At 46.2% G+C, this 25,493-nt stretch carries 25 protein-coding genes; 7 read left to right on the top strand and 18 right to left on the bottom strand.

Annotated features, from left to right (window positions below; genetic code table 11):
* Nucleotides 1-12: 12 nt before the first annotated feature.
* The 3 genes from ST37_RS13860 to htpX all read right to left on the bottom strand — a co-directional run bounded on the left by ST37_RS13860 (nt 13) and on the right by htpX (nt 2,438).
* Nucleotides 13-762 (bottom strand): SDR family NAD(P)-dependent oxidoreductase, encoded by a 750-nt coding sequence (locus ST37_RS13860; RefSeq protein WP_084887364.1) that lies wholly within the window; start codon nt 760-762, stop codon nt 13-15.
* Entirely contained in the window at nt 763-1,182 is a 420-nt protein-coding gene (locus ST37_RS13855) for a nuclear transport factor 2 family protein (protein ID WP_084887363.1), read from the bottom strand.
* 383 nt (nt 1,183-1,565) lie between these two features.
* Nucleotides 1,566-2,438, bottom strand: a complete 873-nt coding sequence (htpX, locus tag ST37_RS13850) for a protease HtpX (RefSeq protein ID WP_084887361.1) — start codon at nt 2,436-2,438, stop codon at nt 1,566-1,568.
* Nucleotides 2,439-2,652: 214 nt separating this feature from the next.
* Between htpX and ST37_RS20015 the strand changes: the two genes are divergently transcribed.
* Entirely contained in the window at nt 2,653-2,826 is a 174-nt protein-coding gene (locus ST37_RS20015; protein WP_172400998.1) for a hypothetical protein, read from the top strand.
* An 80-nt stretch (nt 2,827-2,906) separates the two neighbouring features.
* Here ST37_RS20015 and bioD read toward each other — a convergent pair whose 3' ends face one another.
* The 4 genes from bioD to bioB form a co-directional block, all read right to left on the bottom strand.
* Complete coding sequence (gene bioD / locus ST37_RS13845; protein ID WP_084887359.1) at nt 2,907-3,602, bottom strand: dethiobiotin synthase; 696 nt, start codon at nt 3,600-3,602, stop codon at nt 2,907-2,909.
* Nucleotides 3,584-4,342: a malonyl-ACP O-methyltransferase BioC gene (gene bioC, locus ST37_RS13840; protein WP_084888137.1), complete on the bottom strand. Its 759-nt coding sequence runs from the start codon at nt 4,340-4,342 to the stop codon at nt 3,584-3,586. Before bioC ends, bioD begins: the two co-directional genes overlap by 19 nt.
* Nucleotides 4,343-4,431: 89 nt before the next feature.
* Nucleotides 4,432-5,583: an 8-amino-7-oxononanoate synthase gene (gene bioF, locus ST37_RS13835; RefSeq protein ID WP_084887357.1), complete on the bottom strand. Its 1,152-nt coding sequence runs from the start codon at nt 5,581-5,583 to the stop codon at nt 4,432-4,434.
* On the bottom strand, nt 5,570-6,622 hold the full coding sequence (bioB, locus tag ST37_RS13830; protein WP_084888134.1) for a biotin synthase BioB: 1,053 nt from the start codon (nt 6,620-6,622) through the stop codon (nt 5,570-5,572). Before bioB ends, bioF begins: the two co-directional genes overlap by 14 nt.
* Before the next feature lie 144 nt (nt 6,623-6,766).
* Here bioB and bioA point away from each other — a divergent pair, with 144 nt between their 5' ends.
* The 3 genes from bioA to ST37_RS13815 are packed head-to-tail and all read left to right on the top strand — an operon-like array spanning nt 6,767 to nt 10,011.
* Nucleotides 6,767-8,050, top strand: a complete 1,284-nt coding sequence (gene bioA / locus ST37_RS13825; RefSeq protein ID WP_084887355.1) for an adenosylmethionine--8-amino-7-oxononanoate transaminase — start codon at nt 6,767-6,769, stop codon at nt 8,048-8,050.
* A 52-nt stretch (nt 8,051-8,102) separates the two neighbouring features.
* Nucleotides 8,103-9,017, top strand: coding sequence for an ABC transporter ATP-binding protein (locus tag ST37_RS13820; RefSeq protein WP_084887353.1), 915 nt, complete (start codon nt 8,103-8,105; stop codon nt 9,015-9,017).
* A complete protein-coding gene (locus ST37_RS13815) occupies nt 9,010-10,011 on the top strand; it encodes an ABC transporter permease (protein WP_084887351.1) in 1,002 nt (333 codons plus the stop codon). Before ST37_RS13820 ends, ST37_RS13815 begins: the two co-directional genes overlap by 8 nt.
* A gap of 131 nt (nt 10,012-10,142) precedes the next feature.
* On the opposite strand, the gene serS is transcribed toward ST37_RS13815, so the two are convergent.
* From serS to lrp, 5 genes are all read right to left on the bottom strand, one after another.
* Entirely contained in the window at nt 10,143-11,450 is a 1,308-nt protein-coding gene (serS, locus tag ST37_RS13810) for a serine--tRNA ligase (RefSeq protein WP_084887349.1), read from the bottom strand.
* A 106-nt stretch (nt 11,451-11,556) separates the two neighbouring features.
* Nucleotides 11,557-12,903: a replication-associated recombination protein A gene (locus ST37_RS13805; protein WP_084887347.1), complete on the bottom strand. Its 1,347-nt coding sequence runs from the start codon at nt 12,901-12,903 to the stop codon at nt 11,557-11,559.
* A gap of 5 nt (nt 12,904-12,908) precedes the next feature.
* Nucleotides 12,909-13,514: an outer membrane lipoprotein chaperone LolA gene (gene lolA / locus ST37_RS13800; RefSeq protein WP_084887345.1), complete on the bottom strand. Its 606-nt coding sequence runs from the start codon at nt 13,512-13,514 to the stop codon at nt 12,909-12,911.
* Nucleotides 13,515-13,522: 8 nt separating this feature from the next.
* Nucleotides 13,523-16,408 carry a DNA translocase FtsK 4TM domain-containing protein gene (locus ST37_RS13795; protein WP_084887343.1) on the bottom strand — a complete coding sequence of 962 codons (2,886 nt, stop codon included), beginning with the start codon at nt 16,406-16,408 and terminating at the stop codon, nt 13,523-13,525.
* Between the two features lie 156 nt (nt 16,409-16,564).
* Nucleotides 16,565-17,059: a leucine-responsive transcriptional regulator Lrp gene (lrp, locus tag ST37_RS13790; RefSeq protein ID WP_084887341.1), complete on the bottom strand. Its 495-nt coding sequence runs from the start codon at nt 17,057-17,059 to the stop codon at nt 16,565-16,567.
* Nucleotides 17,060-17,216: 157 nt separating this feature from the next.
* Between lrp and ald the strand changes: the two genes are divergently transcribed.
* Nucleotides 17,217-18,341: an alanine dehydrogenase gene (gene ald / locus ST37_RS13785; protein WP_084887339.1), complete on the top strand. Its 1,125-nt coding sequence runs from the start codon at nt 17,217-17,219 to the stop codon at nt 18,339-18,341.
* A 72-nt stretch (nt 18,342-18,413) separates the two neighbouring features.
* Here the strand turns inward: ald and ST37_RS13780 are convergent, their stop codons facing one another.
* Together ST37_RS13780 and cysB are read right to left on the bottom strand one after the other, a co-directional pair.
* On the bottom strand, nt 18,414-19,616 hold the full coding sequence (locus ST37_RS13780) for a methyltransferase (RefSeq protein WP_084887337.1): 1,203 nt from the start codon (nt 19,614-19,616) through the stop codon (nt 18,414-18,416).
* Between the two features lie 88 nt (nt 19,617-19,704).
* On the bottom strand, nt 19,705-20,679 hold the full coding sequence (cysB, locus tag ST37_RS13775; protein WP_084887336.1) for an HTH-type transcriptional regulator CysB: 975 nt from the start codon (nt 20,677-20,679) through the stop codon (nt 19,705-19,707).
* Between the two features lie 261 nt (nt 20,680-20,940).
* Here cysB and ST37_RS13770 point away from each other — a divergent pair, with 261 nt between their 5' ends.
* The gene (locus ST37_RS13770; RefSeq protein ID WP_084887334.1) at nt 20,941-21,705 is read left to right on the top strand and encodes a DNA repair protein; all 765 of its coding nucleotides are present in this window, start codon (nt 20,941-20,943) and stop codon (nt 21,703-21,705) included.
* Between the two features lie 110 nt (nt 21,706-21,815).
* Nucleotides 21,816-22,583, top strand: a complete 768-nt coding sequence (locus tag ST37_RS13765; RefSeq protein WP_084887332.1) for a tRNA isopentenyl-2-thiomethyl-A-37 hydroxylase MiaE — start codon at nt 21,816-21,818, stop codon at nt 22,581-22,583.
* A gap of 48 nt (nt 22,584-22,631) precedes the next feature.
* Here ST37_RS13765 and pyrF read toward each other — a convergent pair whose 3' ends face one another.
* The 4 genes from pyrF to ihfB all read right to left on the bottom strand — a co-directional run bounded on the left by pyrF (nt 22,632) and on the right by ihfB (nt 25,392).
* Nucleotides 22,632-23,333, bottom strand: a complete 702-nt coding sequence (gene pyrF, locus ST37_RS13760; RefSeq protein WP_084887330.1) for an orotidine-5'-phosphate decarboxylase — start codon at nt 23,331-23,333, stop codon at nt 22,632-22,634.
* Nucleotides 23,334-23,365: 32 nt separating this feature from the next.
* Nucleotides 23,366-24,547: a lipopolysaccharide assembly protein LapB gene (gene lapB / locus ST37_RS13755; protein ID WP_084887328.1), complete on the bottom strand. Its 1,182-nt coding sequence runs from the start codon at nt 24,545-24,547 to the stop codon at nt 23,366-23,368.
* Nucleotides 24,548-24,561: 14 nt separating this feature from the next.
* Nucleotides 24,562-24,840 carry a lipopolysaccharide assembly protein LapA domain-containing protein gene (locus tag ST37_RS13750; RefSeq protein ID WP_084887326.1) on the bottom strand — a complete coding sequence of 93 codons (279 nt, stop codon included), beginning with the start codon at nt 24,838-24,840 and terminating at the stop codon, nt 24,562-24,564.
* 249 nt (nt 24,841-25,089) lie between these two features.
* On the bottom strand, nt 25,090-25,392 hold the full coding sequence (ihfB, locus tag ST37_RS13745; RefSeq protein WP_277922157.1) for an integration host factor subunit beta: 303 nt from the start codon (nt 25,390-25,392) through the stop codon (nt 25,090-25,092).
* Nucleotides 25,393-25,493 lie beyond the last annotated feature (101 nt).

Raw genomic sequence — 25,493 nt, 5'->3', positions numbered from 1 at the left:
GGTTATTAAGCACTACTCTTTTGGCTGCTTTAACAAACGTCCAATAAGCGCATGTTGCCAGCTGTATGGCAAAGTCCCTAACAATCTAATAATGCTAGTAAAACGACGCGGGAAGTAGAGATTGCTCTTCCCTTTGCTCAACCCCTCAATCAAAGACTTCGATGCCTGCTCAACTGAGATGATCATTGGCATGGCGAAATTATTTTTGTCTGTCAGTGGCGTTTCAACAAACCCTGGGAAGATGGTCGACACATGCACTTGCTTGGCAGCGAGGTCCATGCGTAAGGTATGAGCAAGGTATTTTACTGCCGCTTTTGATGCCCCATATGCTTCCGCCCTAGGCAGTGCCAGTTCACTCGATATCGAGCCCACGATGGCCAAACGATGCCCTGCTGTAAATTGGTCTTGAATGGCTTCAATACAGTTACTCAAACCAATGACATTGACAGTAATAACGCGGCGAAACAGCGCGGCGTCCATAACACCGTCGTCTATATATTCGCAGTCACCTGCATTGAGTACCCACAACGTTGGGCAGGGCTCTAATCCGCTGAGTGCTTCTCGGCACGCATCTGCATTTGTGATATCAAAGGCTAAAGTCGCAATGTTCGGAAATTTGAGCGCAAGCTCGGCAAGCTTAGCTTGATTGCGTCCACAAGCGACAACGTTCCACCCTTTCTTCGCGTAATCTTGAGCAACCTGCTGGCCAATGCCAGACGTCGCTCCGGTGACCAATACGGTCTGATGGTTTATTTCAAACATTTATTGACCCAATCTTTGCTTAATGGTTCGGATGACACCGCCCAGCACGGGTAAGTTTTCATAGAGCATCTCACCCATGTCAAAGTAGTCACGATGGTGTATTACTTTACCTTCCGCAAACTTTATGTGGCTAACCCCTTGCACCGCGACCGACTTTCCACCTTTGAGTTTTGGGTGAGATAAATGCATCGTCCACACCAAAAATCCGCAGTCATCAGACTGGTGTTCACTGTGGATCTCAAAGTCACAACTGTTGACGTTGAGGTATAGATTCTCGAAATAACGTTGCAGGTTAGTCCAACCGTTGATGGTGTGCGCTGAATCCTCAAAAATAACTTCTTGGTGATAGATGTCTGATAGCGAGTTGAGATTGTTCTTACTCAACTTACTGTAAACTTGAGAAACTGTTGAAATGTCCATTTTCATATCCTAAGTGTTTGCTTCAGTAGTTATCTACGAATCAAAGAGAGCTTTTGGATCAATTGGTTAGTAAAAAAAACCTTTTACCCTATATGGGTACTACATTGTTGCCTACAGCACCACTTTTTTATGCGAATTCTTTGGGATTCAACGCACTATGGGAGGGAGTAGCCGCGCGGTCTAAGGCTTCGACAGGCTCTCATCCGTGACAAAATGACAAAATCATCTAAAAAAATGCACTGCTCGAGAGAAACCGTCAATGCTAAAGATGATAAGGATGGTGGGAGGTAATAAGTTAATTGATGATAAATATCTGAAAATTTGCGCAAAAAAAGGCATTTACAATGACTGTAAATGCCCAAATTTTAGGTGAGTTCTTAAATTTAGAAGCTGCGTCGGCTACGCAGCGCATCGATGCGCTTGTCGAGCGGCGGGTGAGTCATTAGCAACTCACTCAAGGTTTGCTGTTTACCGTTAATGCCGAACGCCATCATCGAGCCTTCAAGCTGAGGCTCATAGCTCACTTTGAGCTTTTCTAATGCAGCAATCATCTTGTGACTGCCCACTAGTTCAGCGGCACCCGCGTCAGCAGCAAATTCGCGTTTGCGGCTGTACCAGCGTGTTAGGAAGCTGGCCAATATACCAAACACCATCTCTAGGACGAGAGAGACACCGAAATAGACCATCATACTGCCGCCACCATTTTCATCACGGTTGCCTGCCACGATATTGGCAATAAAGCGTGATAAGAAGATTACAAAGGTATTTACGACCCCCTGCATTAGCGTCATAGTGACCATGTCACCGTTAGCGATGTGACTGACTTCATGTGCCAAAACTGCTTCGGCTTCATCTCGTGACATATTGCGCAGCAGACCCGTTGATACCGCAACCAAAGAGTCGTTGCGCTTGGCCCCTGTGGCAAACGCATTAATGTCTGGAGAGTCATACACGGCAACCGTTGGCATGCCGATGCCTACTTTTTGAGACTGCTGTTTTACCGTTTCAATTAACCAATGTTCTGTTTCGTTGCGAGGACTATCGATGACTTGGCCTCGAACTGAGCGAAGAGCAATCGATTTGGACATTAACAGCGAAATTAATGACCCGCCAAATCCAAATAGCGCAGCCAAGACTAACAAGCCAGATAAACTGCCCGGCTCAACATCTGTTACCGAATAAACAATGTTTAACACGACACTTAGCACTAGCATGACCGCTAAGTTAGTCGCCAAAAATAAAGCAATACGCTTCATCGAACTTCTCCACTCTCGTTTTAATTATGTGTATATATTGGCGCGCTAATTTGAAGTTACAAGGCCTATTTACAATATGATACTAAATTGATCAATGTCAAAATTAACGCGACAACGCCGAGCATAGACTTTGGTCTTATTGCTCCATACCTATAGGGTGGTAAAGTCAGGGCACATTACAGAGAACATGAGATTCTCGACAAGGAGAGACAATATGGAAGCCAAAGCAAGCCATCAAATGGCCATCGATTTATTGATGTGTCACCTGGGTATTAGCGAAGAGGAAGCCACTGCACAATTAGGCCTTGAGGACCGAGCTCAATTGCAACAACAGCAAATTGCGGAAGTTCAAGCTGCTTTCATGGGGTTAGAAGATAACCACTCGTAACGGGTGAAACATCAAACATTTCAATGTTAAATAACCACGCTAAGGCGTGGTTATTTATTTTACTAAGACGATGGATTTGCTTATACAATCAACGTTAAATCTACATATTCACTCAAATCGCGTTTTTTAACACTCGGCATGTATGGGATCTCACCCAGTTTAGGCGCATTAATCTTTTGCTCTAACAAGCTAATGATCTCTCGGTAGTGTTTTTCGCCTGGGTTAACACGATTCGCCACCCAACCCACAATGTTGAGACCGTCACGTTCAATCGTTTCTGCGGTTAACATCGCATGACTCAAACATCCCAACTTAACACCGACCACCAATATGACCGGTAAGTTGTGTTGCTGAACCCAACTAGATAGGCATTCACTGTCTGACACTGGCACTCTCCATCCACCAGCCCCTTCAACCAAAACGAAGTTGGCTTGTTGTTTCAGCTCTTCCAGTTTATTCGATAAAACTGTCCCATCAATATTAACGCCTTCCAATTTTGCCGCTATGTGCGGCGAACAAGGCTCTAATAGCGCGTAAGGATTTACTTTATCATAGGCAACAGACACATTAGCGGCATCTTGTAAATGCAATGCATCGGAGTTTCGATTGCCATCAGGCGTGACTTCACAACCCGCAGCGACAGGCTTGTAGCCAACGGTTGTCATTCCCATTTTATCCGCAGCTTGCAAAAGCGCTTTTGAAACGACAGTTTTGCCGACATCGGTATCCGTTCCAGCAATAAATAGTGTGTGTGTCATTAAAGAATTCCTAAACAGACTTGATAGGTTGCAGGGAGACCATCTGGCTGCGCAAATCGTTGGTAGTGACGCTCGACATCACGTAGAGTTTCTCGCGAAGTTAGCCCTGTACTGCGGCCATCTACATGTGTTGCACCAATACCTTTCAAGTCTTTCATTAGACTCAATGCACTGCTGTACCAGATCACAAATTGACGACAGTGTAATGAGTTGTCCCATGGAGAAACTTGCTGTAACGCAATTTTTATCTTATTTGTATGACAAAAAGTATTCACATGTTGATGTTGGTCAATTTCGGCCCACGCTTGTTTCAACTCGTATAATGACCCTTCACTTAGACTGGTAAAAAGCCCTTGTCGGTTTGGTTTAAGCACCCTCTTCATTTCTTTTAGCGGATGCGAAAGCTCGGTACACCATTGCAAAGCCAAGCTACTGACTACGCCATCAAAGCTTTGATCAGCAAAAGGTAAACACTCTGCATCTGCTTGAACAAAACGTGTTTGTGTTGAGGTAAGCCTTGCTTTTGCCTGATCGAGCATCGCTTGAGATAAGTCAACGCAGGTTACATGTGCTCCCCGCTCAATCAACTGCTGAGCGACATATCCGGTGCCGCAACCGAGATCGAGAAAATGCAATCCAGTGAGATCGCTCGCCACTTCTGACATAAGCCAATCGGCAACGTCACGTTGAAATTGCGCATGAGCATCATAAGTTTTTGCTGCGCGATCAAAGGCTTGACTAATCGCCTCTTTCGCCATACTCGATTGCGTCAGATTTTCATCGCGCAAATCGACGGCAATGCTATCAATGCGTTCTTGAGCCTCTGCTTCGATACAACTGACCACAGTTACTCCTTTACAACTTGATTCAGGGCTTGGCATAACGTTTCAACGTGTTTATCGCTATGCGCCGCCGTTACGGTGATACGCAACCTAGCGGTATTAGGTGGAACAGTAGGAGGTCGTATTGCCGTCAATGCAATACCATGCTGTCGCATCGCACTTGCCACAGCGACCGCTTGATCAGCATCTCCAATGATGAATGGCTTAATGGGGGTGGAAGTATCCACATAGCCTGCTAAATGACCCAATTTATGCCTAATTCTATCGCTATGCTCCGCGAGCTTTTCCCTACGCCACGTCTGGGACTGGATCATTTTAGCTGCGTGATTTAATGCAAAGGCTTGAGCCGCAGGAAACGCAGTAGAATAAACATGGTGCTTGGCAAATTGCGTAAGGTAGTCGCCTACTGTGTGGTTACACATAATTGCAGCCCCAGACAAACCAAACGCTTTACCAAACGTCACAATCAATAAGTCGGGACGCACATTCGCTTGCTCACAACTGCCGCCGCCTGTTTTGCCCAACACGCCAATACCGTGTGCATCATCAACCGCTAGCCACGCCTGCTGGTCTGTCGCTTGTTGCAGCTCAGCAAGGGGGGCCTGATTGCCATCCATGCTAAACACACCTTCAGTCACGACCAGCGTTGGGCTAGACTTAGCTGCGTTAAGACGCTGTTTTAGATGCGCAATATCATTGTGCCGAAAACGCACCATTGTCGCATCACACAACTGCCCTGCTTCCATCAAAGATGCGTGATTGAGCTTGTCTTGGATCAGCGTGTCGCCTTGGTGCATCAACGAAAATAGTAGCGCTTGATTAGCTGAAAAACCCGAGCTCAGCAGCACCGCTCGATCAAAACCTAACCAATCGCACAACGTATCTTCGAGTAGTCGATGCGCATTAGAAAAGCCAGATACCATCGGCGAGGCCGCGCTTCCGTTACCGTAAACGTCTATCCCTTGCTGAAACGCTTTTTTAAGCTCAGGATCATTCGCTAAGCCCAAATAGTCGTTATTGGAGAAGTTGAGTAAGTTACGGCCCGCGATGCTGACCGTGGTGGAGTTTCCTCCATCACAAGGGGTCAGAATACGCGTCAGCCCCTTTGAGTGACGCGCATCAAGTGCCTGTTGAATTCGCTCGTTAAACGCTGGCATCGTAGAACAGATCGTTTTTAGTGGGTCTAGACGCGACGCGCTCTACAACCTGATCCAGCAACTCGCTCTCTTGCACTTCGTCGGGTTTTTGAGCCTTTTCAACACTGTTAATGCCCAGCTTTTTAAACAGCAGCATATCGCTGTCTTCATCAGGATTGGGGGTAGTTAACAATTTACAGCCATAAAATACTGAGTTAGCACCCGCCATAAAACAGAGCGCTTGCATTTGCTCGTTCATTTTCTCGCGACCGGCCGATAAACGAACCGCAGAATGAGGCATCATGATACGCGCACAAGCGATCAGTTTAATAAAGTCAAAAGGTTCAACATCTTCCGCATTTTCTAGCGGTGTGCCCTTTACCTTTACCAGCATATTGATAGGCACACTTTCTGGGTGTACGGGTAGGTTCGCCAGCTCCATTAGCAGTCCGGCGCGATCGTTTACTCCTTCGCCCATCCCTATGATCCCGCCAGAGCAAATTTTCATGCCAGCGTCACGCACATGGGACAGGGTATCCAAGCGATCTTGGTATGTCCGTGTGGTAATGATGTTGCCGTAGAACTCGGGAGAGGTATCCAGATTATGGTTGTAATAATCAAGGCCCGCATCCGACAGACGCTCTGCTTGCTCAGGTGTAAGCATGCCTAGAGTCATACAGGTTTCTAGCCCAAGGTCTTTCACACCTTTAATCATGTCTGAAAGTAGCGGCATGTCTCTTTCTTTGGGGTTTTTCCAAGCCGCGCCCATACAAAAACGGGTTGAGCCAGACGCTTTGGCTTTTTGAGCCGCATCCAAAACGCGCTCGACTTCCATCAATCGCTCTTTATCAATATCGGTGGTGTAACGAGCACTTTGCGGGCAATATTTACAATCTTCGGGGCATGCACCGGTTTTTATCGACAGCAACGTGCTCACTTGCACATAGTTGTGTTGCTGATACTGGCGGTGCACGGTTTGAGCCTGATACAGTAGATCCATAAAGGGGAGATCAAGAAGCGCATTTACGTCTTCCAATGTCCAGTCGTGCTTAAGTTCCAAATTCGCTTCCACAGGGCGTCCTTTCTGATGATTTTCGTTTTAATATTGGCTAGTCTACCGAGAGTAGGTAGACTGTCAACTTTCACAGATCGCAAAAAGTTTACAGGTGGTTAAAAATCCACCGATTGTAATTTGGAATTTTACATGGATTTAGAGTTTGACCGCCAGCATATCTGGCATCCCTACACCTCAACCTTATCTCCTCTGACCTGCTATCCAGTGGTCAGCGCCAAAGGTGTACATCTGCATTTAGAAGATGGAACGACACTGGTCGATGGCATGTCATCGTGGTGGTCAACCATCCACGGCTATAACCACCCAGCTCTTACTAACGCGGCAAAAGAGCAGCTGGATAAAATGTCACACGTTATGTTTGGCGGTATTACCCACCAACCCGCCATTGAGCTATGCAAGAAATTACTGGCAATGGCACCCAACAATCTCGAGCAAGTGTTTCTCGCTGACTCGGGCTCTGTCGCAGTAGAAGTCAGTTTAAAAATGGCGCTGCAATACTGGCACAGTAAAGGCGAGCGCCGTTCGAAATTTGTGTCACTTCGCCATGGCTATCATGGAGATACGTTCGCAGCGATGTCAGTGACCGATCCAGACAACTCGATGCACTCGCTGTATAAAGGATTTTTGCCAGAACACTTGTTTGTCGACTCTCCCTCTTCTGTATTCGGCGGAGTTTGGGATCCATCGGATATAGCCCCCCTAAAAGCGATGCTTGCTGAGCGACATTCAGACATCGCAGCCATTATATTGGAGCCAATCGTTCAAGGCGCTGGAGGGATGCGCTTCTATCACCCAAATTATCTAAAAGAAGTTCGTGCCCTGTGCGATCGCTACTCGATCTTGTTGATTTGTGATGAGATAGCTACTGGCTTTGGCCGCACCGGTAAACTGTTTGCGGTAGAACATGCCGATATACAGCCCGATATAATGTGTGTCGGTAAAGCGCTAACCGGTGGTTACATGACGCTTTCGGCGACGCTCACCAGTAAGCACGTAGCCGATATCGTTTGTGGCGGTGAGGCAGGATGCTTTATGCACGGCCCAACTTTTATGGGTAATCCCTTAGCGTGCGCCGTCGCGTGTGCAAGCCTTGAACTCATCGAATCTGGACAATGGCAGTCGCAAGTACGCGACATTGAGCAGTTCCTTAAGCAGAAAATGCCTGCTCTGCTAGAGTGTGAGTATGTTCATGATATCAGAGTGTTAGGTGCTATTGGAGTGGTTGAAGCTACGCATCCAGTCGCGATGGAATCCATACAAGCATTTTTTGTTGAACAAGGTGTTTGGGTCCGTCCATTTGGAAAACTCATTTACATAATGCCACCTTACGTCAGCAGTGAGTCCGATTTACGCTTGCTGATAGAGGCTATTGAAAAAGCGGTTTCCAACAAACAACATTTCGTGATCAACTAACACTACCTCGCTAATGCAAGGGGTCATAACGATCCTGTGAAAGGAATCACACATGGAATACATCCTAGAGGCGCGCGATTTGGCGCGCCACTTTGGCACGCTAAAAGCCGTTGATGGCGTTAGCTTTGGCGTAAAAACAGGCAGTTGCTTCGGTCTACTCGGCCCCAATGGCGCAGGAAAAACTACCACCATAGAGATGCTTGAAGGCATTGTAGCACCGACCTCTGGGCAAATTTTGTATCAGCAGCAACCAATTGATAAAACCGTGTACGAGAAACTGGGGATCCAGTTTCAGCATACCGCGCTGCAAGACTTCCTTACTGTGAAAGAAACACTGACTCTGTTTTCTGCGTTTTATCCGCATACCACGCCTATTGAGACGTTGATAGAGCAGTGTCAACTCAGCGAGTTTTTAAACCAAGACCATCGAAAACTGTCCGGCGGCCAAAAACAGCGCTTGTTGCTCGCACTGGCATTAATCAATGACCCTCAACTGCTGTTTCTGGATGAACCCACCACAGGACTCGATCCCCATAGCCGTCGGCTATTTTGGGACTTGATTAACGATATCAAAGCGTCTGGAAGAAGCATTCTCCTCACCACACATTACATGGATGAAGCCGAATATCTCTGTGACGAAATTGCGGTCATGAGCCGAGGGAAAATCATCGAGCAAGGCGTGCCAAATCAGCTTCTACAACATCACTTTAGCGGGGCTTTAGTAAGCTTGCCAGAAGAGAACTTCAACACTACCGCCTCAAAAGAGGCCATTAGGGTCAGTAACGGGCGTGGGTATATCCAAAGCGAATATGTTGAGTCAACACTGTCGTCGTTAATTAAACAGGGGATCAGTTTAGAAGGTTTACAAGTTAAGTCTGCCACACTCGATGATCTGTTCTTAAAACTTACCGGCCATTCACTGGAGAAAGATAGCCCTAACTCACAGGAAGAGATTCAGCATGTTTAAACGATTTTTAGCCATTCTCATTGCCCGAAATTATGAGTTCACCCGCGACCGGTCAGCCTTAGGCTGGAACTTAGTCTTTCCTGTATTGATGGTGGTGGGGTTTGCCTTTGTATTTTCCAATGACAACCCTACGCTCTATAAAGTTGGGGTGTTAAACCAATCAAGCTCACACCCTCTTCAAGCTCTAGAGTATTTGGAATTTATTCCTTACGACGACGAGCAACAAGCGATGCTCAAGCTTAGCCAGCATAAAGTGGATTTGGTCGTCTCAGGTCAGTCACAACAGTATTGGATAAACAGTAGCTCAGCCAATGGATACATCGTTGAGAAGCTACTACTAGGCGAAGACACCCAATATCAAAAAGGGGTCATTGACGGAAAACAAATTCGCTACTTAGACTGGGTTGTCCCTGGGATATTAGCCATGAACATGATGTTTTCATGCCTATTTGGTGTGGGGTATGTGATCGTTCGATATCGTAAAAACTCGGTATTAAAACGACTCAACGCAACGCCGCTTAAAGCGTTTGAGTTTTTGTCCGCACAAGTCATTTCTCGGCTATTGATCGTGACGGCAATCACCAGCGGTATTTTTATTGCCTGTAACTTCATGTTTGGTTTTTATATGTTAGGCAGCTATTTGGATTTACTGCTGATTGCCATTTTGGGCACCGCCTCCATTATTTCATTATCTCTGCTCATTGCATGCCGCTCTGAGTCCGAGGAATTTATAGGTGGAATGCTCAATTTAGTGTCTTGGCCAATGATGATGCTATCGGGTGTGTGGTTTTCGTTGGAGGGCAGTCCCGATTTTATTCAAACCCTCACTAAGGTATTCCCACTCACTCATTTGCTGGAAGGGGCAAGAGCCATTATGTTGGATGGTGCTAGCTTGATGGACGTTTGGCCAAATGTGGCGGTGTTGTGTGCTATGACCGTTGGGTTTTTAGGACTTGGGTCCTATCTATTTAAGTGGCAAGGCCACGCTCGATAGCTGGGCAATTTAGCTAATAAAAAAAAGGGACATTTTCCAAACTGGAAAATGTCCCTAATTGTTTTGAATCTCTGCTTTAACGTAACTTAGCGTAAAGTGACGTCAAAAGCGCTGTGCTTTACAGAGTTACATTAACCGATGTGCGTCAAGCCGCCCATGTAAGGCTGAAGCACTGCAGGGATCGCAATACGACCATCCGCTTGTTGGAAGTTTTCCAAAATCGCAACCATAGTACGACCTACTGCTAAACCAGAGCCGTTAAGCGTGTGCACAAGCTCAGGTTTCTTTTCGCCTTTACGACGGAAACGAGCTTGCATACGGCGCGCTTGGAAATCACCACAGTTTGAACATGAAGAGATCTCACGGTACGTTTTCTGTGCTGGAACCCAGACTTCCAAATCGTAAGTCTTACGAGCGCCAAAGCCCATATCACCAGTACACAGGACCACTTTACGATAAGGCAGATCTAACAGTTGCAGTACTTTCTCAGCGTGGCCTGTTAACTCTTCCAGTGCGTTCATCGACTCTTCTGGCTTGGTGATTTGCACCAGTTCAACTTTGTCGAATTGGTGCATACGGATCAAACCGCGTGTATCACGGCCGTACGAGCCTGCTTCTGAACGGAAACACGGCGTATGAGCCGTCATTTTAATCGGTAGATCCGCTTCATCAGTAATGGTGTCACGTACCATATTGGTCACTGGCACTTCGGCCGTTGGGATCAAAGAGAGTTTACGAGGCTCTTCATCGTTCACTTTTTCTGTTAGTGGCTCTGTGTGGAACAGATCTTCACCAAATTTTGGCAGTTGACCAGTGCCGTATAGGCTATCTGCATTCACCAGGTATGGCACGTACATTTCGTTGTAGCCGTGCTCATCGGTATGCAGGTTTAGCATGAACTGTGCAATCGCACGGTGAAGACGAGCAAATTGCCCTTTCATCACGATAAAGCGCGCACCGGTGATTTTAGTCGCGCTGGCAAAATCCAAACCACCCGCTAGTTCACCCAGGTCAACGTGGTCTTTAACTTCAAAGTCGTACTCTTTTGGGGTTCCCCAACGAGCGACTTCAACATTGTCGTCTTCGTTACGGCCGTCTGGCACATCGTCTGCTGGAAGATTTGGTAGGCTCAATGCAATCGCTTCAAGCTCAGACTGAACGTCAGCAAGCTCGACTTTCTTCGCATCAAGGTCTGCACCTAGCGTACCAATTTGCTGCTTAATCGCCTCTGCACCTTCTTTATCACCCGCCGCCATTTTTTGGCCAATCTGCTTGGAGATCGAGTTACGCGTGGACTGCAGGTTTTCTACATCAACTTGGATGGATTTACGTTTTTCTTCCAGTTGACGGAGTGTATCGACGTCTAAGGCAAAGCCTCGACGCGCCAATTTAGCTGCTGTTTCGTCCAGTTCGGTACGAAGTAATTTTGAATCTAGCATTACTGTTCCTGTGCGTAATGTAACGGAGAAAATCGGGCGTCAGACGAGTCGTAAGACGACCAAATTTGAATCTTAAAATATAGCGGTTAACAATAGCCAAAAAAAGCTATTTTTTGTAGCGCTTTTGCGGGCTATTTTGGTTTAAAGAGTGCAAATAGTCGAGCTTTTCGCTGATTTTAGTCTCAAGCCCTCGATTTTGAGGGAAATAGTAGCGAGTGGTATCCATTTCTGGCGGAAAGTAACTCTCGCCAGCGGCATAAGCGCCAGGCTCATCATGAGCATAACGATAGCCTTCACCATAACCTAGCTCTTGCATCAATTTAGTCGGTGCATTTCTGAGGTGAGGTGGCACTTCAAACTCTGGCAGATTTCGTGCATCGGATAACGCTTGCTTCCATGCCGTGTACACCGCATTACTCTTAGGCGCGCACGCCAAGTATACGACCGCTTGTGCGAGCGCTCTCTCGCCTTCTGCGGGGCCTATTCGAGTAAAGCAGTCCCATGCACTCACCGCGACCTGCATCGCTCTAGGATCGGCGTTACCGATGTCCTCAGAAGCAATGGCCAGCAATCGCCTTGCAATATACAACGGATCGCAGCCTGCACTGATCATGCGCGCCGACCAATAGAGCGCAGCATCGGGATCCGATCCACGAATTGATTTGTGCACCGCTGAAATTAAGTCGTACCAAATATCGCCTTTGTTATCAAAACGAGACACTTTTTCGCCAGCCACTTGGGCAAGCAGCGGCAGTGTGATCTGTTTGACACCGTCGACTTCTTGCGCCATGTCATACAAAAGCTCTAAGTAATTCAGCGACATACGACCATCGCCGTTTACCCATTCTGCCAAACGCGCAACGACGCCATCGTCAAAATGCGCCTCATATTCTCCTAACCCGCGTTCTTTATCCTCAACTGCTTGTCTGATGAGGAGTTCGATGTCTTGATTGCTGAGTGAGGTTAGTTTGTACACTCGTGCCCGAGACAGCAATGCGTTATTGAGCTCGAACGAGGGGTTTTCGGTGGTAGCACCGATGAAGGTAACAGTGCCATCTTCAATATGCGGTAAGAAAGCGTCTTGCTGGCTTTTGTTAAAGCGATGCACCTCGTCCACAAACAAAATGGTCTTTCTACCCGCGAGTTTGTTTTCTCTCGCTCGCTCAATAGCAGCACGAATGTCTTTGACCCCAGAGGTCACCGCTGAGACCCGCTCAACATCGGCGTTGACGTAATTTGCAGCCACTTCGGCAAGGGTTGTTTTGCCCGTGCCAGGAGGACCCCAGAGTATCATCGAATGAATCTGGCCTGCTTGCAGAGCTCGGTACAAAGGTTTTCCTTCACCCACCACGTGAGCCTGGCCAACATATTGCTCAAGAGTTTGCGGACGCATTCTGGCCGCTAGGGGGCGAAAATCTTCATCGCCAGAAAAATCCAGACTAAGGTTACTCATGGCGGCTACTCAATGTTAGAACGTTGATCGTCCACTTCAACACCGTCTGGTGTTGTAAACACAAAACGATCTTTGCTTGGAACCGTGCTGGCAAATTGACTGAATTCAAAATGGCTGCGCTGACCGTCTTGCTCGACAACGCTGAAGCCTTCAACCACGCCTTTTGAGGTAATGTCGATATAAAACTGACCTTGGTTACTGTCGATTGCGGTCGGCGTTAACACAAAGCGGTTATCTTGCTGGGTAATAGAATACTTGTCCCAGTCACTGCTTTTATTGCGTGTTAGTAACACAAATGGCGTCTGCTCAATGGCCGTTTGCGCATCATAAATGGAAACTTGCTCAATAAACGGGCTGTAGTACCACAGCGCTTTACCATCAGAGACCATCACTTCTTCATCAGGGGCCGTCAGCGTCCAACGAAATAAGCTTGGTTTAGAAATCTCAACTTTACCTTCACCTTCCATAAGCACTTCATTATCGGGGCTGAGCACTTGCTGTGAAAAGTTGGCACTAAAACCGTCGGTTTTGTTTATTCTCTCTACCAACTCTTGTTGAGGGTTGGCCAGTACTCCAAAACTCACCAGTAACAGGGCGCAGTATTTTAACATCGGGACTCCTAAATATCTTTAATCGGTGGTGGGGCCAAAACTTCACGATTTCCGTTGTGGCCAGGGGCACTCACAATCCCTTGTGCTTCTAATTGCTCAACGATGCGCGCGGCACGGTTGTAGCCAATCTTAAATTTACGCTGTACGCCAGAAACTGAACCTCTTCGTGTTTCAGTCACATGAACCACAACTTGGTCAAAAAGCACGTCCAGCTCTTCTTCCCCTTCAGGACTTTCGCCAGGCAGTAGTGACTCTGGAGACTGATCGCCATGGGTTATTTCTGATATGTAATTCGGTTTTCCACGCGCTTTCCAATCGTTTACCACCGCGTGCACATCATCGTCGGAGGCAAACGCACCATGTACACGAATAGTATGGCTAGAGCCCGGCGGTAAATAAAGCATATCACCCATGCCTAAGAGTGACTCTGCGCCACCTTGATCCAGTATGGTTCTTGAATCGGTTTTCGTCGAAACAGTAAACGCCATACGGGTTGGGATGTTCGCTTTGATAAGCCCAGTAATCACATCTACCGATGGTCGTTGGGTCGCTAATATTAGATGAATACCCGCTGCACGCGCCTTTTGAGCAATTCGTGCAATGAGTTCTTCCACTTTTTTACCGACCACCATGATCAAGTCAGCAAACTCATCCACCACCACTACGATATACGGCAGTTTTTCTAGCAGCGGTGGTTCTGCATCCATACTGTCGCCATCTTGCCACAATGGGTCGTGGATGGGATGGCCCGCCGCTGCGGCCATTTTGAGTTTGTCATTAAAGCCTTTGACGTTACGAACTCCTAATGCCGACATCAGCTTGTAGCGTCGTTCCATTTCGCCAACACACCAACGCAACGCATTAGCAGCGTCTTTCATGTCGGTGACCACTTCAGAGAGCAGGTGAGGAATGCCTTCATAGATTGAAAGCTCGAGCATTTTCGGATCGATCATGATAAAGCGAAGATCTTCTGGCTTCGCTTTGTACAGCATACTAAGGATCATGACATTGACCCCAACCGATTTACCCGAGCCTGTCGTCCCCGCGACTAGCACGTGTGGCATTTTGGCGATATCGGCGATAACCGCTTCACCTGCAATATCTTGCCCCATAACCACCGTGGTTGGCGATTTGGCGTTTACAAATTGTTCGCTGCCCACAACATCAGAGAAAAAGACAGTTTGGCGTTTCACATTAGGAAGCTCTAAGCCAACGTAAGGCTTACCAGGGATCACTTCTACCACGCGTACCGCCAGAGCAGAGAGTGATCGTGCCAAGTCCATAGAGAGACTCGAAATACGAGATACCTTAACCCCTGGAGCAAGATCGAGTTCAAAACGAGTGATAACAGGCCCTGGGAAGATGTCGACGACCTTAGCGGTGATCTTGTAATCGGCCAGCTTAGACTCGACCAATCGCGCAATATTTTCGAGCCCTTCTCTATCAATAAAGGTATCGCGTTTTTCTGGATGATACAAAAGCTCGAGAGTTGGCATCGGCGTCGTAGGCTTAGGTAAATCTTGTTCTCTCTTCATTAAGAACGGATTCTGTTTACCAGCCATATTCTTTTGTGCTTCATTAACTAATGCCCCTAAAGCGTCTGCATTTTGTTGCTGCTCTGTCCTACCTTCTGGCTCTGACTCGGCTTGAGCTGGCGCATATGCGACGATGTCGCTGTCAGTAGCTGCACCCAGAGTGTCGAGCTGTTCTAAATCGATTGTTGGAGGAATATGTCCTGCATGGTCGCGCTCTGGCTCTCTCTCTTCTATAGAGAAAGGAGAATCCTCAACGTCAATATCATCAATAGAGCCAAGCAATACGTCATTGTCAGTTGCACTGTCGTTAACCCATGGTGGCGTCTGCTCTATCGGTGTTGCAACGGCAGATTGACTTAACTCCAGATGTTGGCTTTGTGCATCAATATCGTTGTGCGTTACAGCATCATGTTCTAACTGGTCGATGGTTGCGTGCAAGTTAGCGGTGCGATCAAATTCAGGCTCATCATCCACGTCGGGTGCCTGATACGGCGTCGCAGCCGAAGGAATGTGGATTTTGTATTCTGTTGGCTCACTCTTTGCGGTAACCCGCGCTTCGTCGACTAGTTTGGTCGCTGAACTTGGCTTGATAAGTGGTGGGTCAATAGTGTAAGTACCACTTGAAGCATCGAGTTCGTCGCTGTTGTTTGAGTTAGACAGCTCAGTTAATGGAGGGTCTTCCGCTTCAAGGGAGGCTTCATATTGCTGTGTACTCTTACCACGAACTAAGTTTAGAGCGCTAACCGTCGCGATGATTGCAGTTTTACCGATGCCTTCGACAACCGAGATCCACGAGATACCGGTAAATAAAGTCATCCCTGCCGCCCAGACAAACAGCATTGCAATAGTAGTACCAAGGCTATTTAACATTGGCATCACAAGACCTGTGATCACATCGCCAATCACACCACCCGATGAAAAGTACCAAATATCATCAAAATTAATGTCTGCCATAGCGCAACTGGTAATAAGTACTAACGTAAACCCTAGAGCTCGTGTGCCCCAAATCATCAAATCGATAGGTTCATTAGAATGACGACGGCGGAAGAAAACCCAAACCAATAACAACAGTAACGCGGGTATGGTGTAGGCGAGTACACCAAATAAAAAGAAAAACGTATCGGCAAGCCAAGCACCAATTTGACCACCGGCATTATTAATGGTGCCTTGCCACGCCGTTTGAGACCATGATGGATCGGCGGGGTCAAAAGAAAACAGGGCGACAGATAGCAGAATACTGGCGAGTATTCCAAGAATAAAAGCCCCTTCCATTAAACGCTGGCCTCCAGAGAGACGAGATTTATCCGATGTAACACCACTGTGTTCGATGATTGTGATTTTATCGCGCTTTGTAAACATAAAGACCGTTGTTGGTGTCGCTAGATCACTGTAAGGACCGCGACTCTACTTCCTAATGACCAAAAAAAGCGGCAAGCGCCGCTCATATTTGTTTAGTGTAACCTTGTTGAAAGTAAAACCCAATCCCGATGAGAGTTGAGTTTTCTTTCTCGTGAATCAGCGCGTTTTTATCACTAAGTGATTGCTCTGTTTCACTTCTTCCATCACAACGTATGTACGAGTGTCGTTTACACCAGGCAAACGCAGTAGAGTATCCCCTAGAAGTTTGCGATAGGCGCTCATATCAGACACACGTGTTTTAAGTAGGTAATCGAAATCTCCTGACACAAGGTGGCATTCTTGAATATCGTCCAACTTTTGAACCGCACTATTAAACTGCTCAAACACATCAGGTGCACCGCGGTTGAGAGTGATCTCAACAAATACTAATAATGATGCATCCAAATATTGAGGATTGAGCTGAGCGGTATACCCTAAAATATAGCCTTGGCGCTCTAAACGACGTACACGCTCCAAACAAGGTGTAGGTGATAAACCTACGCGCTTTGACAACTCTACATTCGAGATTCGACCGTCTTTTTGCAATTCGTTAAGGATATTGCGATCAATTCGGTCCAGCTCCTTGGACGGCTTATTATTGTTATCTACCATTTTTTTATTCCACCTTTTTACTTCCTTGCAAACATTTATACTACAACTTTATAATCTTTAGCATCTAATTTTATGTTGTGGCCATTATACTAGCGTTAAATCTGCCACTATCAACCACAAGGCAGTTACAACAACTAGTTTTTTAGGAGGAGTCAGGATGATCATTGGTATCCCAAAGGAAATAAAGAACCATGAGTACCGTGTCGGTATGGTGCCATCTAGCGTACGTGAGGTGATTACTCACGGGCATGAAGTCTATGTCGAAACTAACGCAGGTGTTGGCATAGGTTTTAGTGACGAAGACTACATTGCTGTTGGCGCATCCATTCTTCCAACTGCTGCAGACGTATTCGCTAAAGCTGAGATGATCGTTAAAGTTAAAGAACCTCAAGCTGTTGAGCGAGCTATGCTACGTGAAGGGCAAATACTATTCACTTATTTGCACCTTGCACCAGATTTTCCACAAACCGAGGAACTAATCAATAGCAAAGCCGTCTGCATAGCCTATGAGACTGTAACAGATAATATGGGTCGCTTACCACTATTAGCACCAATGTCTGAGGTTGCAGGTCGAATGTCTATCCAAGCTGGTGCTCAATGTTTAGAAAAATCTCAAGCTGGTCAAGGACTTCTACTAGGTGGTGTGCCTGGTGTAGAACCTGCTAAAGTTGTAGTTATTGGTGGCGGTGTGGTGGGTGCTAACGCAGCTCGTATGGCTGTGGGCATGCGTGCCGACGTCACCATCCTAGACCGTAGCCTAGATACACTTCGTCGTTTAGATGAAGAGTTCCAAGGACGTGCTAAAGTGGTATACTCAACCACAGACGCGATAGAAAAGCACGTAACCTCAGCTGATCTTGTTATTGGTGCGGTGCTTATTCCTGGTGCAGCGGCTCCAAAACTTGTTACAAAAGATCACATTGCGAAGATGAAGGCTGGTGCAGCGGTGGTTGATGTTGCGATAGACCAAGGTGGCTGTTTTGCTACGTCGCACGCGACAACACACGCAGAGCCCACTTACATCGTAGACGACGTTGTGCACTACTGTGTAGCTAACATGCCAGGTGCCGTCGCCCGCACCTCGACGTTTGCATTAAATAATGCAACTTTGCCATACATCATAAAACTGGCAAACCTTGGCTACAAAGAAGCGCTATTGCAAGACAAAGGCTTCATGCTAGGTCTAAACGTTATTCATGGACAAGTCACCTGCAAAGAAGTGGCTGAAGGGTTTAACTTAGACTACCTAGCGCCGCAAGACGCAATCGCTAAATTCAGCTAATCTAAATTTCGTCACAGTGCTGAACGCTTCAAAGCCCGCTAAACATATAGCGGGCTTTTTACTAAGTAGCATTTATTGTGGATACTCCGCTTGAATAAGCAGGTTTCTAGGCGTCACTTCACGCGAGCAAAACTCCGTTAATTTGACCTCGTATCCTATTTCGCCTAAATACAAACACTTGTCTAATGCTAACCACATTTCTAGCGGTCTTTGAAACAGTTGTTGTGCAAGCGACAGCCTTTCCATATGCCAAAATCGCAGCCTTCCTTTTTCGAGGTAGTGCTTAAAATCGACATCTCGAGGTAATTCGACGCTCTTTTTATTCGCAGCCCATTCAACAAAATATTGAAATCCTTCATCCAGCAGGGATTTCTTGATGCTTGGCACCGTAGTTTGCTCGTTAAACGAAAGCTCTGCTCTTAATAGCTCATCAAACCCTAATCTAAATGTCATTTCCTGCTGCCTGTGTCGGCTCACCCTTGCACCTCCCGTTACCGTTTGTTGCAATGGCACGCGTAAGGCCGACTTATCCAGCGTTAAGTCCAAATCTTTACCTACACTGGACATAGGTACGTAATGATCACCCCGAATTAAGTGATAGCAGCACGGTGCAATGGACACACTTTTTGGTAGTCGTTGGCTGGCTAAGCGTATGAGCTCAACATGTAAATCCCCGCAGGCGTGAAGGGCAACACAATGAATGTGGGGATGAACATGCGACACGGTGGATTCGCTGTCAAAGACGTCTTGCTGATAAAACTGCATATCCAACCCGTGACTGTCAGAATACAATTGACCAGCCTTAACTAGACTAGCCTGCCACTCTAGGCTGGTCACGTGTTGACCGGTAAGCGATGCAATCCCTCGTCCAAGATACCCCTTACCCGCGCACCACTCTACCCACGACTCTTGTTCGCGCGTCGATGGGAGCTGCGCGATTAATCGCTCAATTTGAATACGCTTATTCCCAGGCATACCAACACACATTGTCTCATCAATAGGACGTATTTTGTCAGTATCTAACAACTCAACACTGACCCAGCGGTAGTAATCACGTAGAGATGGGTCAATTAAGCCAAGGAAATCCAGCAGAGCCTCATCGCTACCCTTAAATTCGCTGATTTGGAGAGTGTCTAAGTTCTGTAATGCCACCCATAGAGCATTGAATTGAGTCGCCCAAGCAGGCTCTGAACGCGCGGAATCAACAAACGGCGAGGTTCGCCATAACAGCTGATAGTGGTGTAACCACTGAGTGAGGAGTGCAAATCGTTTCAAAAAAAAGCGCCACTGTGTATTGAGTGGCGCCTATTGTAAGCGCTATACGTGTGCACGCAAACCTCTGCTGGATAAGAAGGTGCGCCTATTAACGAACCGGTAGGTCTATTCCTTCAAACATCGCTTCAATTTCCGCATTATTTTTTAACGAGATGGCTTGTTCGACCACAGGACGGGTCAAGTGAGGCGCAAACCTCTCAACGAAATCGAACATATAAGAGCGTAAGAAGGTGCCTCTACGAAAGCCAATGCTCGTCGTACTGGCTTCAAAGATATGGCTTGCATCAATAGCCACAAGATCGTGGTCCAAGTTCTCATCAATGGCCATACTGGCAATCACACCCACACCAATCCCCATTCTAACGTAGGTTTTAATGACGTCCGCATCGGTGGCCGTAAAGACAATTTTAGGTGTTAAGTTAGCTTTGTTAAACGCAGCATCCAACTCAGAACGCCCAGTGAACCCAAAGACGTAAGTGACCAGTTGATACTGTGCAAGATCTTCAATGGAAACGGAGCCCAGTTGTGCTAGTGGGTGATCTTTTGGTACAACAATCGAACGATTCCAATGGTAACACGGTAACATGATGGCATCTTGGTACAGGTGCAAAGCCTCAGTCGCAATGGCAAAATTAGCGGTACCCTTCGCGATGGCTTGGGACATTTGACTGGGCGTACCCTGATGCATATTGAGACCGACATTAGGGTAACGTTTGGTAAATCCTTTAATAACATCAGGCAAAGCATAGCGGGCTTGGGTATGGGTAGTGGTAATGTTGAGCGTACCCATGTCGGGATTAGTGTGTTCACCTGCAACTGACTTAATGCTTTCTACACGAGCCAAAATTTCCCGTGAAATACGGATGATGTCGTCACCTGCATCCGTTACGTGAGTTAAATGTTTCCCGCTCCGTTCAAAGATTTGTATCCCTAACTCATCCTCTAGCAATCTAACTTGCTTGCTGATGCCGGGTTGCGATGTGTATAGGCTTTCTGCCGTGGCTGAGACGTTTAAGTTATGGTTGACGACTTCAACGATATACTTCAGTTGCTGTAACTTCATCCCTGTCCCTTATTTCTAAATGAGTCCCTATTAATGAATTTAGTTATAAACTGATCCGCAAAGAATTGACAGTCAATTTACTCAAAAGGTTTGCAACTGAGAAATAAAGCTACTCACAATTAGAATAGGGTCACATCGTCTAAAAATCCTATTCCAATTCAAACAAAATCAACGCGTTTTGAGGCAATTATCCTGTTACCTTAACCGAACATCAGTTATTCTACCCTATTAGCACATTGTACGGATAAACGGCGCTTTGTTATGAATATGGGATTGATCATCGCTCTGGTTGCGGTGCTACTGGTACTGGTTATTGCATACAACATTATGCTCCAGTACCGCGTTAAAACAGAAAACTTGAAAAAGCAGGAGTTTGCTAAACAAAACGCCGTCATTGAAACGACCGAAGAATTAATCGGTAATGCACACCACCTACCGTACAGCAAAGAGCTACTAAGCGTTTTAAACAATCGTATATTGTACGCGCTTAAGGCGATGTCGGAAGTCGACAACAATCCTGCATTAAATCAACGTATCACTAATACTCAACAGCAAATAGAAAAACTTGATAAGCTGACTGGAAATGAAGAGTCCACCAGCTTTAAGTCACCAAGTAACGATAAGCAAGCCTTATCTATGCTTAAGTTGGTGAAGCGCCTACGTGATATAGTGAAAAGCGAACACAATAAAGGTCGAATGGACACGCAGACTTTTGTAAACGAAAATGCTCGACTCGAGTCGATGCAAATGCGAATCCACATCGAAAACTTAACCAAGCGAGCGAAAGAGTCCTTATTGCGTGGGCAAGCTGGCACTGCGCGACAATTATTGCAAAAAGGTATCGACGCGCTTGCGTCTAAAAATGACGCATACTCAAATGGTGCTTCCCAAAAATTGCAGGCGCTGCTCGCCGAGCTTGATAAGCGACAGCAAGATAAACAAGCGCAGCAAATGCAGGCGATTGAAGACCGTGAAAAAGAGAGCGACATTGACGTACTCTTTGGCGGCGAAAAAAAGAAGTGGTAACCACTGCTTATCCCAAAAACTGGCCGCAATCGCGGCTTTTTTTTATGTAGACCTTTTTTTGTGTAGATCTTTTTTAATGTAGACCTTTTTTAATGTAGACAACGTGCACTATGAACTCATACCAATCACTCCTCGACCCTATTCATGATTTTCTGCAATGCGAAACACCGCATAGGTGGATCGATAAAGCCAAACAACCAGAGAATCTCCCGATTATTCTTAATGACCATCTACTATGTGAGCTCAAAGCTGGGCAATCAGCCATGTACCTGCTGAGAAAGTACGCAGTAGATAAAAGCAGTTGTCACGACTTACTTTCATGGTTTAAACCTTACGAAGACTTTGCCTATCGGTACATTGGGGGCCTAACCACGTTAAAAGGCAAAAATGCCCTAAGCAAAAATATTGTCGCTAAAAATAACTCACCTTATAGCCAAGACCTCATTGATAAGATGGTGCTGTTGATTAAGGAAGAACTTCATCATTTCTACCAAGTGCTTGAGATTCTAGAGCGGAGAAAGATCCCATACAGCAATGTCCCTGCGAGTCGCTACGCTAAAGGGATGCTTTCCCATGTGCGTACATACGAACCGCAAACATTAGTCGACAAGTTAATTATTGGTGCGTACATCGAAGCCCGTTCTTGCGAGCGTTTTGCGGCTCTAGCGCCGCATATGGATGAAGAAATTAAGCAGTTTTATGTATCACTACTTCGTTCAGAAGCTCGACATTACCAAGACTATTTGTCCTTGGCTCAACAGATATCTCCAGAGGATATCACAGCGCGTGTGGCCTTTTTTGGGGAGGTCGAAGCCGAGCTTATTTCAACAAAGGATACCGATTTTAAGTTTCACAGCGGTTCGCCAGCAAGCGATTGATCTTTAATTAAATTGGTCACGTCTAAAATAGAAATGACCAATTGGATACTAGCTGTTTGCTAAGCTGCTATTGATGTCCGCAAGCACTTGCGCAGGAGAAGCAGCTTGGGTAATTGGACGACCAATCACTAAGTAGTCAGAGCCTGCCTTTATCGCTTCTACTGGCGTCATAATGCGCTTTTGATCACCAGCAGCCGAACCTGCAGGTCGAATACCTGGGGTCACGAGCGCAAAGTCCTGACCTAGTTCAGCTTTAAGCAATGACGACTCTTGAGCCGAGCATACGACTCCATCCAGTCCAGAACGTTGTGTCAGCTTCGCCAAACGCATCACTTGCTCTTGAGGGCTGACTGAAATGCCTGTGCCGGCCAGATCCGATTGCTCCATACTGGTCAGTACGGTCACACCGATAAGCAGTGGTCGATCTTTACCATATGGCTCGATGATTTCACGAGCAGCGGTCATCATTTTTTCACCGCCAACGGCATGAACGTTGACCATCCATACGCCCAGCTCGGCAGCAGCACGCACAGCTTTTGAGCAAGTATTAGGAATATCGTGGAATTTTAGATCTAGAAAGACACTGAATCCTCGAGCGTGTAACTGCTTTACAAACTCTGGCCCAAATAACGTAAACATCTCTTTACCGACTTTTAATCGGCAACAACTTGGATCGATCTTATCCACAAACGCCAATGCATCTGCCTGGTTCTCATAATCTAATGCCACAATTACTTTTTGATCGATCATTGTTTCTCCTAGTTAAATCTTCTTGGTTTGAGTTATTCGCCGTCTAACCCGCGAATCGGTTTAATGGTGCCCCAGTTCTTACACGAAGGGCAATGCCAATGAGAGGCATGGGTCGAGAAGCCGCAATGACGACAGCGAAAGTGTGGTTTCACTTTGAGCTGCTCACCAACCAACTTTTGAATGGTTTGTAAGCTTGCTTTTGCTCTGCCCTCTTCAGCCTCTTGAATATGGTAATCGATAAGCCTATAAAAGCCTTTCATGGTCGGGTTCTTAATCAGTCGACCCGTTAGTAAATACTGCGCTTCTGCTGCGCCCTCATGTTTTGCAACTATTTGAGCCAACATAAGCTCTACTGATGCCCCACCACCTCGCTCTGTACAACGCTTGAGGAATCGTACCAAACCTGCTTCGTTATCCGTATGGTAGTAACAATCTGCGAGATTGGGCAGGACCTCAGAGATAAAGTCTGGATCTTGGTCTAATACATTCTCAAAGTGCGTTATCGCTTGCTTGTAATTTTCATCGCTGAGGAATATTTTGCCTAACTCTATATTTGCGCGGGTACATTTAGCATCAGCCGAAATGGCCTTTTTATAGAATTGAATGGCTTTTGGAGTATTGGTTGCCGACTGTTCAATCACCGCCAACTCACACCAATAGTGAGAAATTGAACGAGACGTCGAACGTTTGGTACTACGCTTACCGTATTTTTGCAGTTGCTGCGCGTAATCAATGGCTTTTGACCATTCACGGGTTTGCTGATAGATCGCCACTAATTGTGTGAGTGCAGGCTCTCTGTGTGCCGGCTCTTCAACCAACTGTTCAAAAATTCTTTCGGCGCGATCCAAAAAGCCAGAGGCCATATAGTCTTTCGCCAGCTGTTGCAAAGCAATGTTTTTTTGCTCTAACGTTAACCCAGAACGAGAAATCAGGTTTTGGTGTATTCGTATTGCGCGATCGACTTCACCGCGAGAGCGAAACAAGTTACCGAGTGCCAAGTGAGTGTCGATGGTTTCTTTATCGACTTGCAACAGTTCGATAAAGTGATCAACCGCTTGGTCTGACTGCTCAGACAACAGTAAGTTGAGTCCACGGACATATTGCTGCGAAATTTGGTTGGAATGCTCCTGCCTTTTTTGACTGGCACTACGATAGCCCATATACCACCCGTAGGCAGCGGCTATCGGCAGTAGCAGAAACAGAAGCTCTAACATGAAGGCGTTCTTACCTAACCTTTGGCCTTAGTTAACTCGGCACCATCACCCTGAAGCTTTTTCAGTTGACGTGATAGCTTGCGGTTGGCCAGTTTTTGAGTAAATAACATCGAGCCAAAAATCGCCCATGCAAATAAAAAAGCGACTAAGAAAACAATACCCAGTAGAGTCGATAAATGAAACTCGCCTTGAGCAAGCAAATAGTTGAAGTTTACGATCTCTTGGTTTTGGGCACCCAATGCCAAGGCGATGACAAACAATATCAATACTAAAACTATCTTGAGTATTTTCACGCTGTTATTCCTTTACTAGGCTATTTTGAACATTATGCAATAGTTTACCACTGCACACCAAATCTATTGCTACCTTTCGCGCCAGATGGCTGTAAATTAGTGTATTTAATCCGTTTATTGGCTTAATACCCGATCAGTTATCGACACATTGAACAGACGAATGGGTGGTAATGAACTAAAAAGGCCAACACAATGTTGGCCTTTGTTGACGTCTTAACTAGCTACTTGACGTCTAAGTTGCATCGAAAGTTACAGAGAGTCGTTAACTCGCTCACGCAGCTCTTTGCCAGGTTTAAAGTGAGGAACGTATTTCCCTTCTAGAGTGACTTTCTCACCTGTTTTAGGGTTACGTCCAACACGGGGTTCGCGGAAATGCAGAGAGAAACTGCCAAAGCCGCGAACTTCGATACGGTCACCCTCTTCCAGAGTAGTCGCCATATGCTCTAAAATTTCTTTGACCGCGTCCTCGATCTCTTTTGCTGAAAGATGCGTTTGTTTCGCGCATAGTCTTTCTATTAGCTCAGATTTTGTCATTGTTTCCTCGTACACTATTCTTTTATATAGAGTTATTTAATTAATACGCCAAGATCGCCAATTAGTCAAAGTATCTGGGTTACCTTTTAGTCTAATTTGGTGAAAAACTAAGCATTTAA

Origin of the sequence: Vibrio sp. qd031, from assembly GCF_002100145.1 — a bacterium.
Classification (GTDB): domain Bacteria; phylum Pseudomonadota; class Gammaproteobacteria; order Enterobacterales; family Vibrionaceae; genus Vibrio.
The sequence above is the reverse complement of the archived record's forward strand: the minus strand, read 5'-3'. Positions and strand labels throughout refer to the sequence as shown.

Bases quoted from the DNA above. Each gene is read 5' to 3' on its own strand.
- ST37_RS13860 (WP_084887364.1), bottom strand. From the start codon at position 762: ATGTTTGAAATAAACCATCAGACCGTATTGGTCACCGGAGCGACGTCT.
- ST37_RS13855 (WP_084887363.1), bottom strand. From the start codon at position 1,182: ATGGACATTTCAACAGTTTCTCAAGTTTACAGTAAGTTGAGTAAGAAC.
- htpX (WP_084887361.1), bottom strand. From the start codon at position 2,438: ATGAAGCGTATTGCTTTATTTTTGGCGACTAACTTAGCGGTCATGCTA.
- ST37_RS20015 (WP_172400998.1), top strand. From the start codon at position 2,653: ATGGAAGCCAAAGCAAGCCATCAAATGGCCATCGATTTATTGATGTGT.
- bioC (WP_084888137.1), bottom strand. From the start codon at position 4,342: ATGGCGAAAGAGGCGATTAGTCAAGCCTTTGATCGCGCAGCAAAAACT.
- bioF (WP_084887357.1), bottom strand. From the start codon at position 5,583: ATGCCAGCGTTTAACGAGCGAATTCAACAGGCACTTGATGCGCGTCAC.
- bioA (WP_084887355.1), top strand. From the start codon at position 6,767: ATGGATTTAGAGTTTGACCGCCAGCATATCTGGCATCCCTACACCTCA.
- ST37_RS13820 (WP_084887353.1), top strand. From the start codon at position 8,103: ATGGAATACATCCTAGAGGCGCGCGATTTGGCGCGCCACTTTGGCACG.
- ST37_RS13815 (WP_084887351.1), top strand. From the start codon at position 9,010: ATGTTTAAACGATTTTTAGCCATTCTCATTGCCCGAAATTATGAGTTC.
- serS (WP_084887349.1), bottom strand. From the start codon at position 11,450: ATGCTAGATTCAAAATTACTTCGTACCGAACTGGACGAAACAGCAGCT.
- ST37_RS13805 (WP_084887347.1), bottom strand. From the start codon at position 12,903: ATGAGTAACCTTAGTCTGGATTTTTCTGGCGATGAAGATTTTCGCCCC.
- lolA (WP_084887345.1), bottom strand. From the start codon at position 13,514: ATGTTAAAATACTGCGCCCTGTTACTGGTGAGTTTTGGAGTACTGGCC.
- ST37_RS13795 (WP_084887343.1), bottom strand. From the start codon at position 16,408: ATGTTTACAAAGCGCGATAAAATCACAATCATCGAACACAGTGGTGTT.
- lrp (WP_084887341.1), bottom strand. From the start codon at position 17,059: ATGGTAGATAACAATAATAAGCCGTCCAAGGAGCTGGACCGAATTGAT.
- ald (WP_084887339.1), top strand. From the start codon at position 17,217: ATGATCATTGGTATCCCAAAGGAAATAAAGAACCATGAGTACCGTGTC.
- cysB (WP_084887336.1), bottom strand. From the start codon at position 20,679: ATGAAGTTACAGCAACTGAAGTATATCGTTGAAGTCGTCAACCATAAC.
- ST37_RS13770 (WP_084887334.1), top strand. From the start codon at position 20,941: ATGAATATGGGATTGATCATCGCTCTGGTTGCGGTGCTACTGGTACTG.
- ST37_RS13765 (WP_084887332.1), top strand. From the start codon at position 21,816: ATGAACTCATACCAATCACTCCTCGACCCTATTCATGATTTTCTGCAA.
- pyrF (WP_084887330.1), bottom strand. From the start codon at position 23,333: ATGATCGATCAAAAAGTAATTGTGGCATTAGATTATGAGAACCAGGCA.
- lapB (WP_084887328.1), bottom strand. From the start codon at position 24,547: ATGTTAGAGCTTCTGTTTCTGCTACTGCCGATAGCCGCTGCCTACGGG.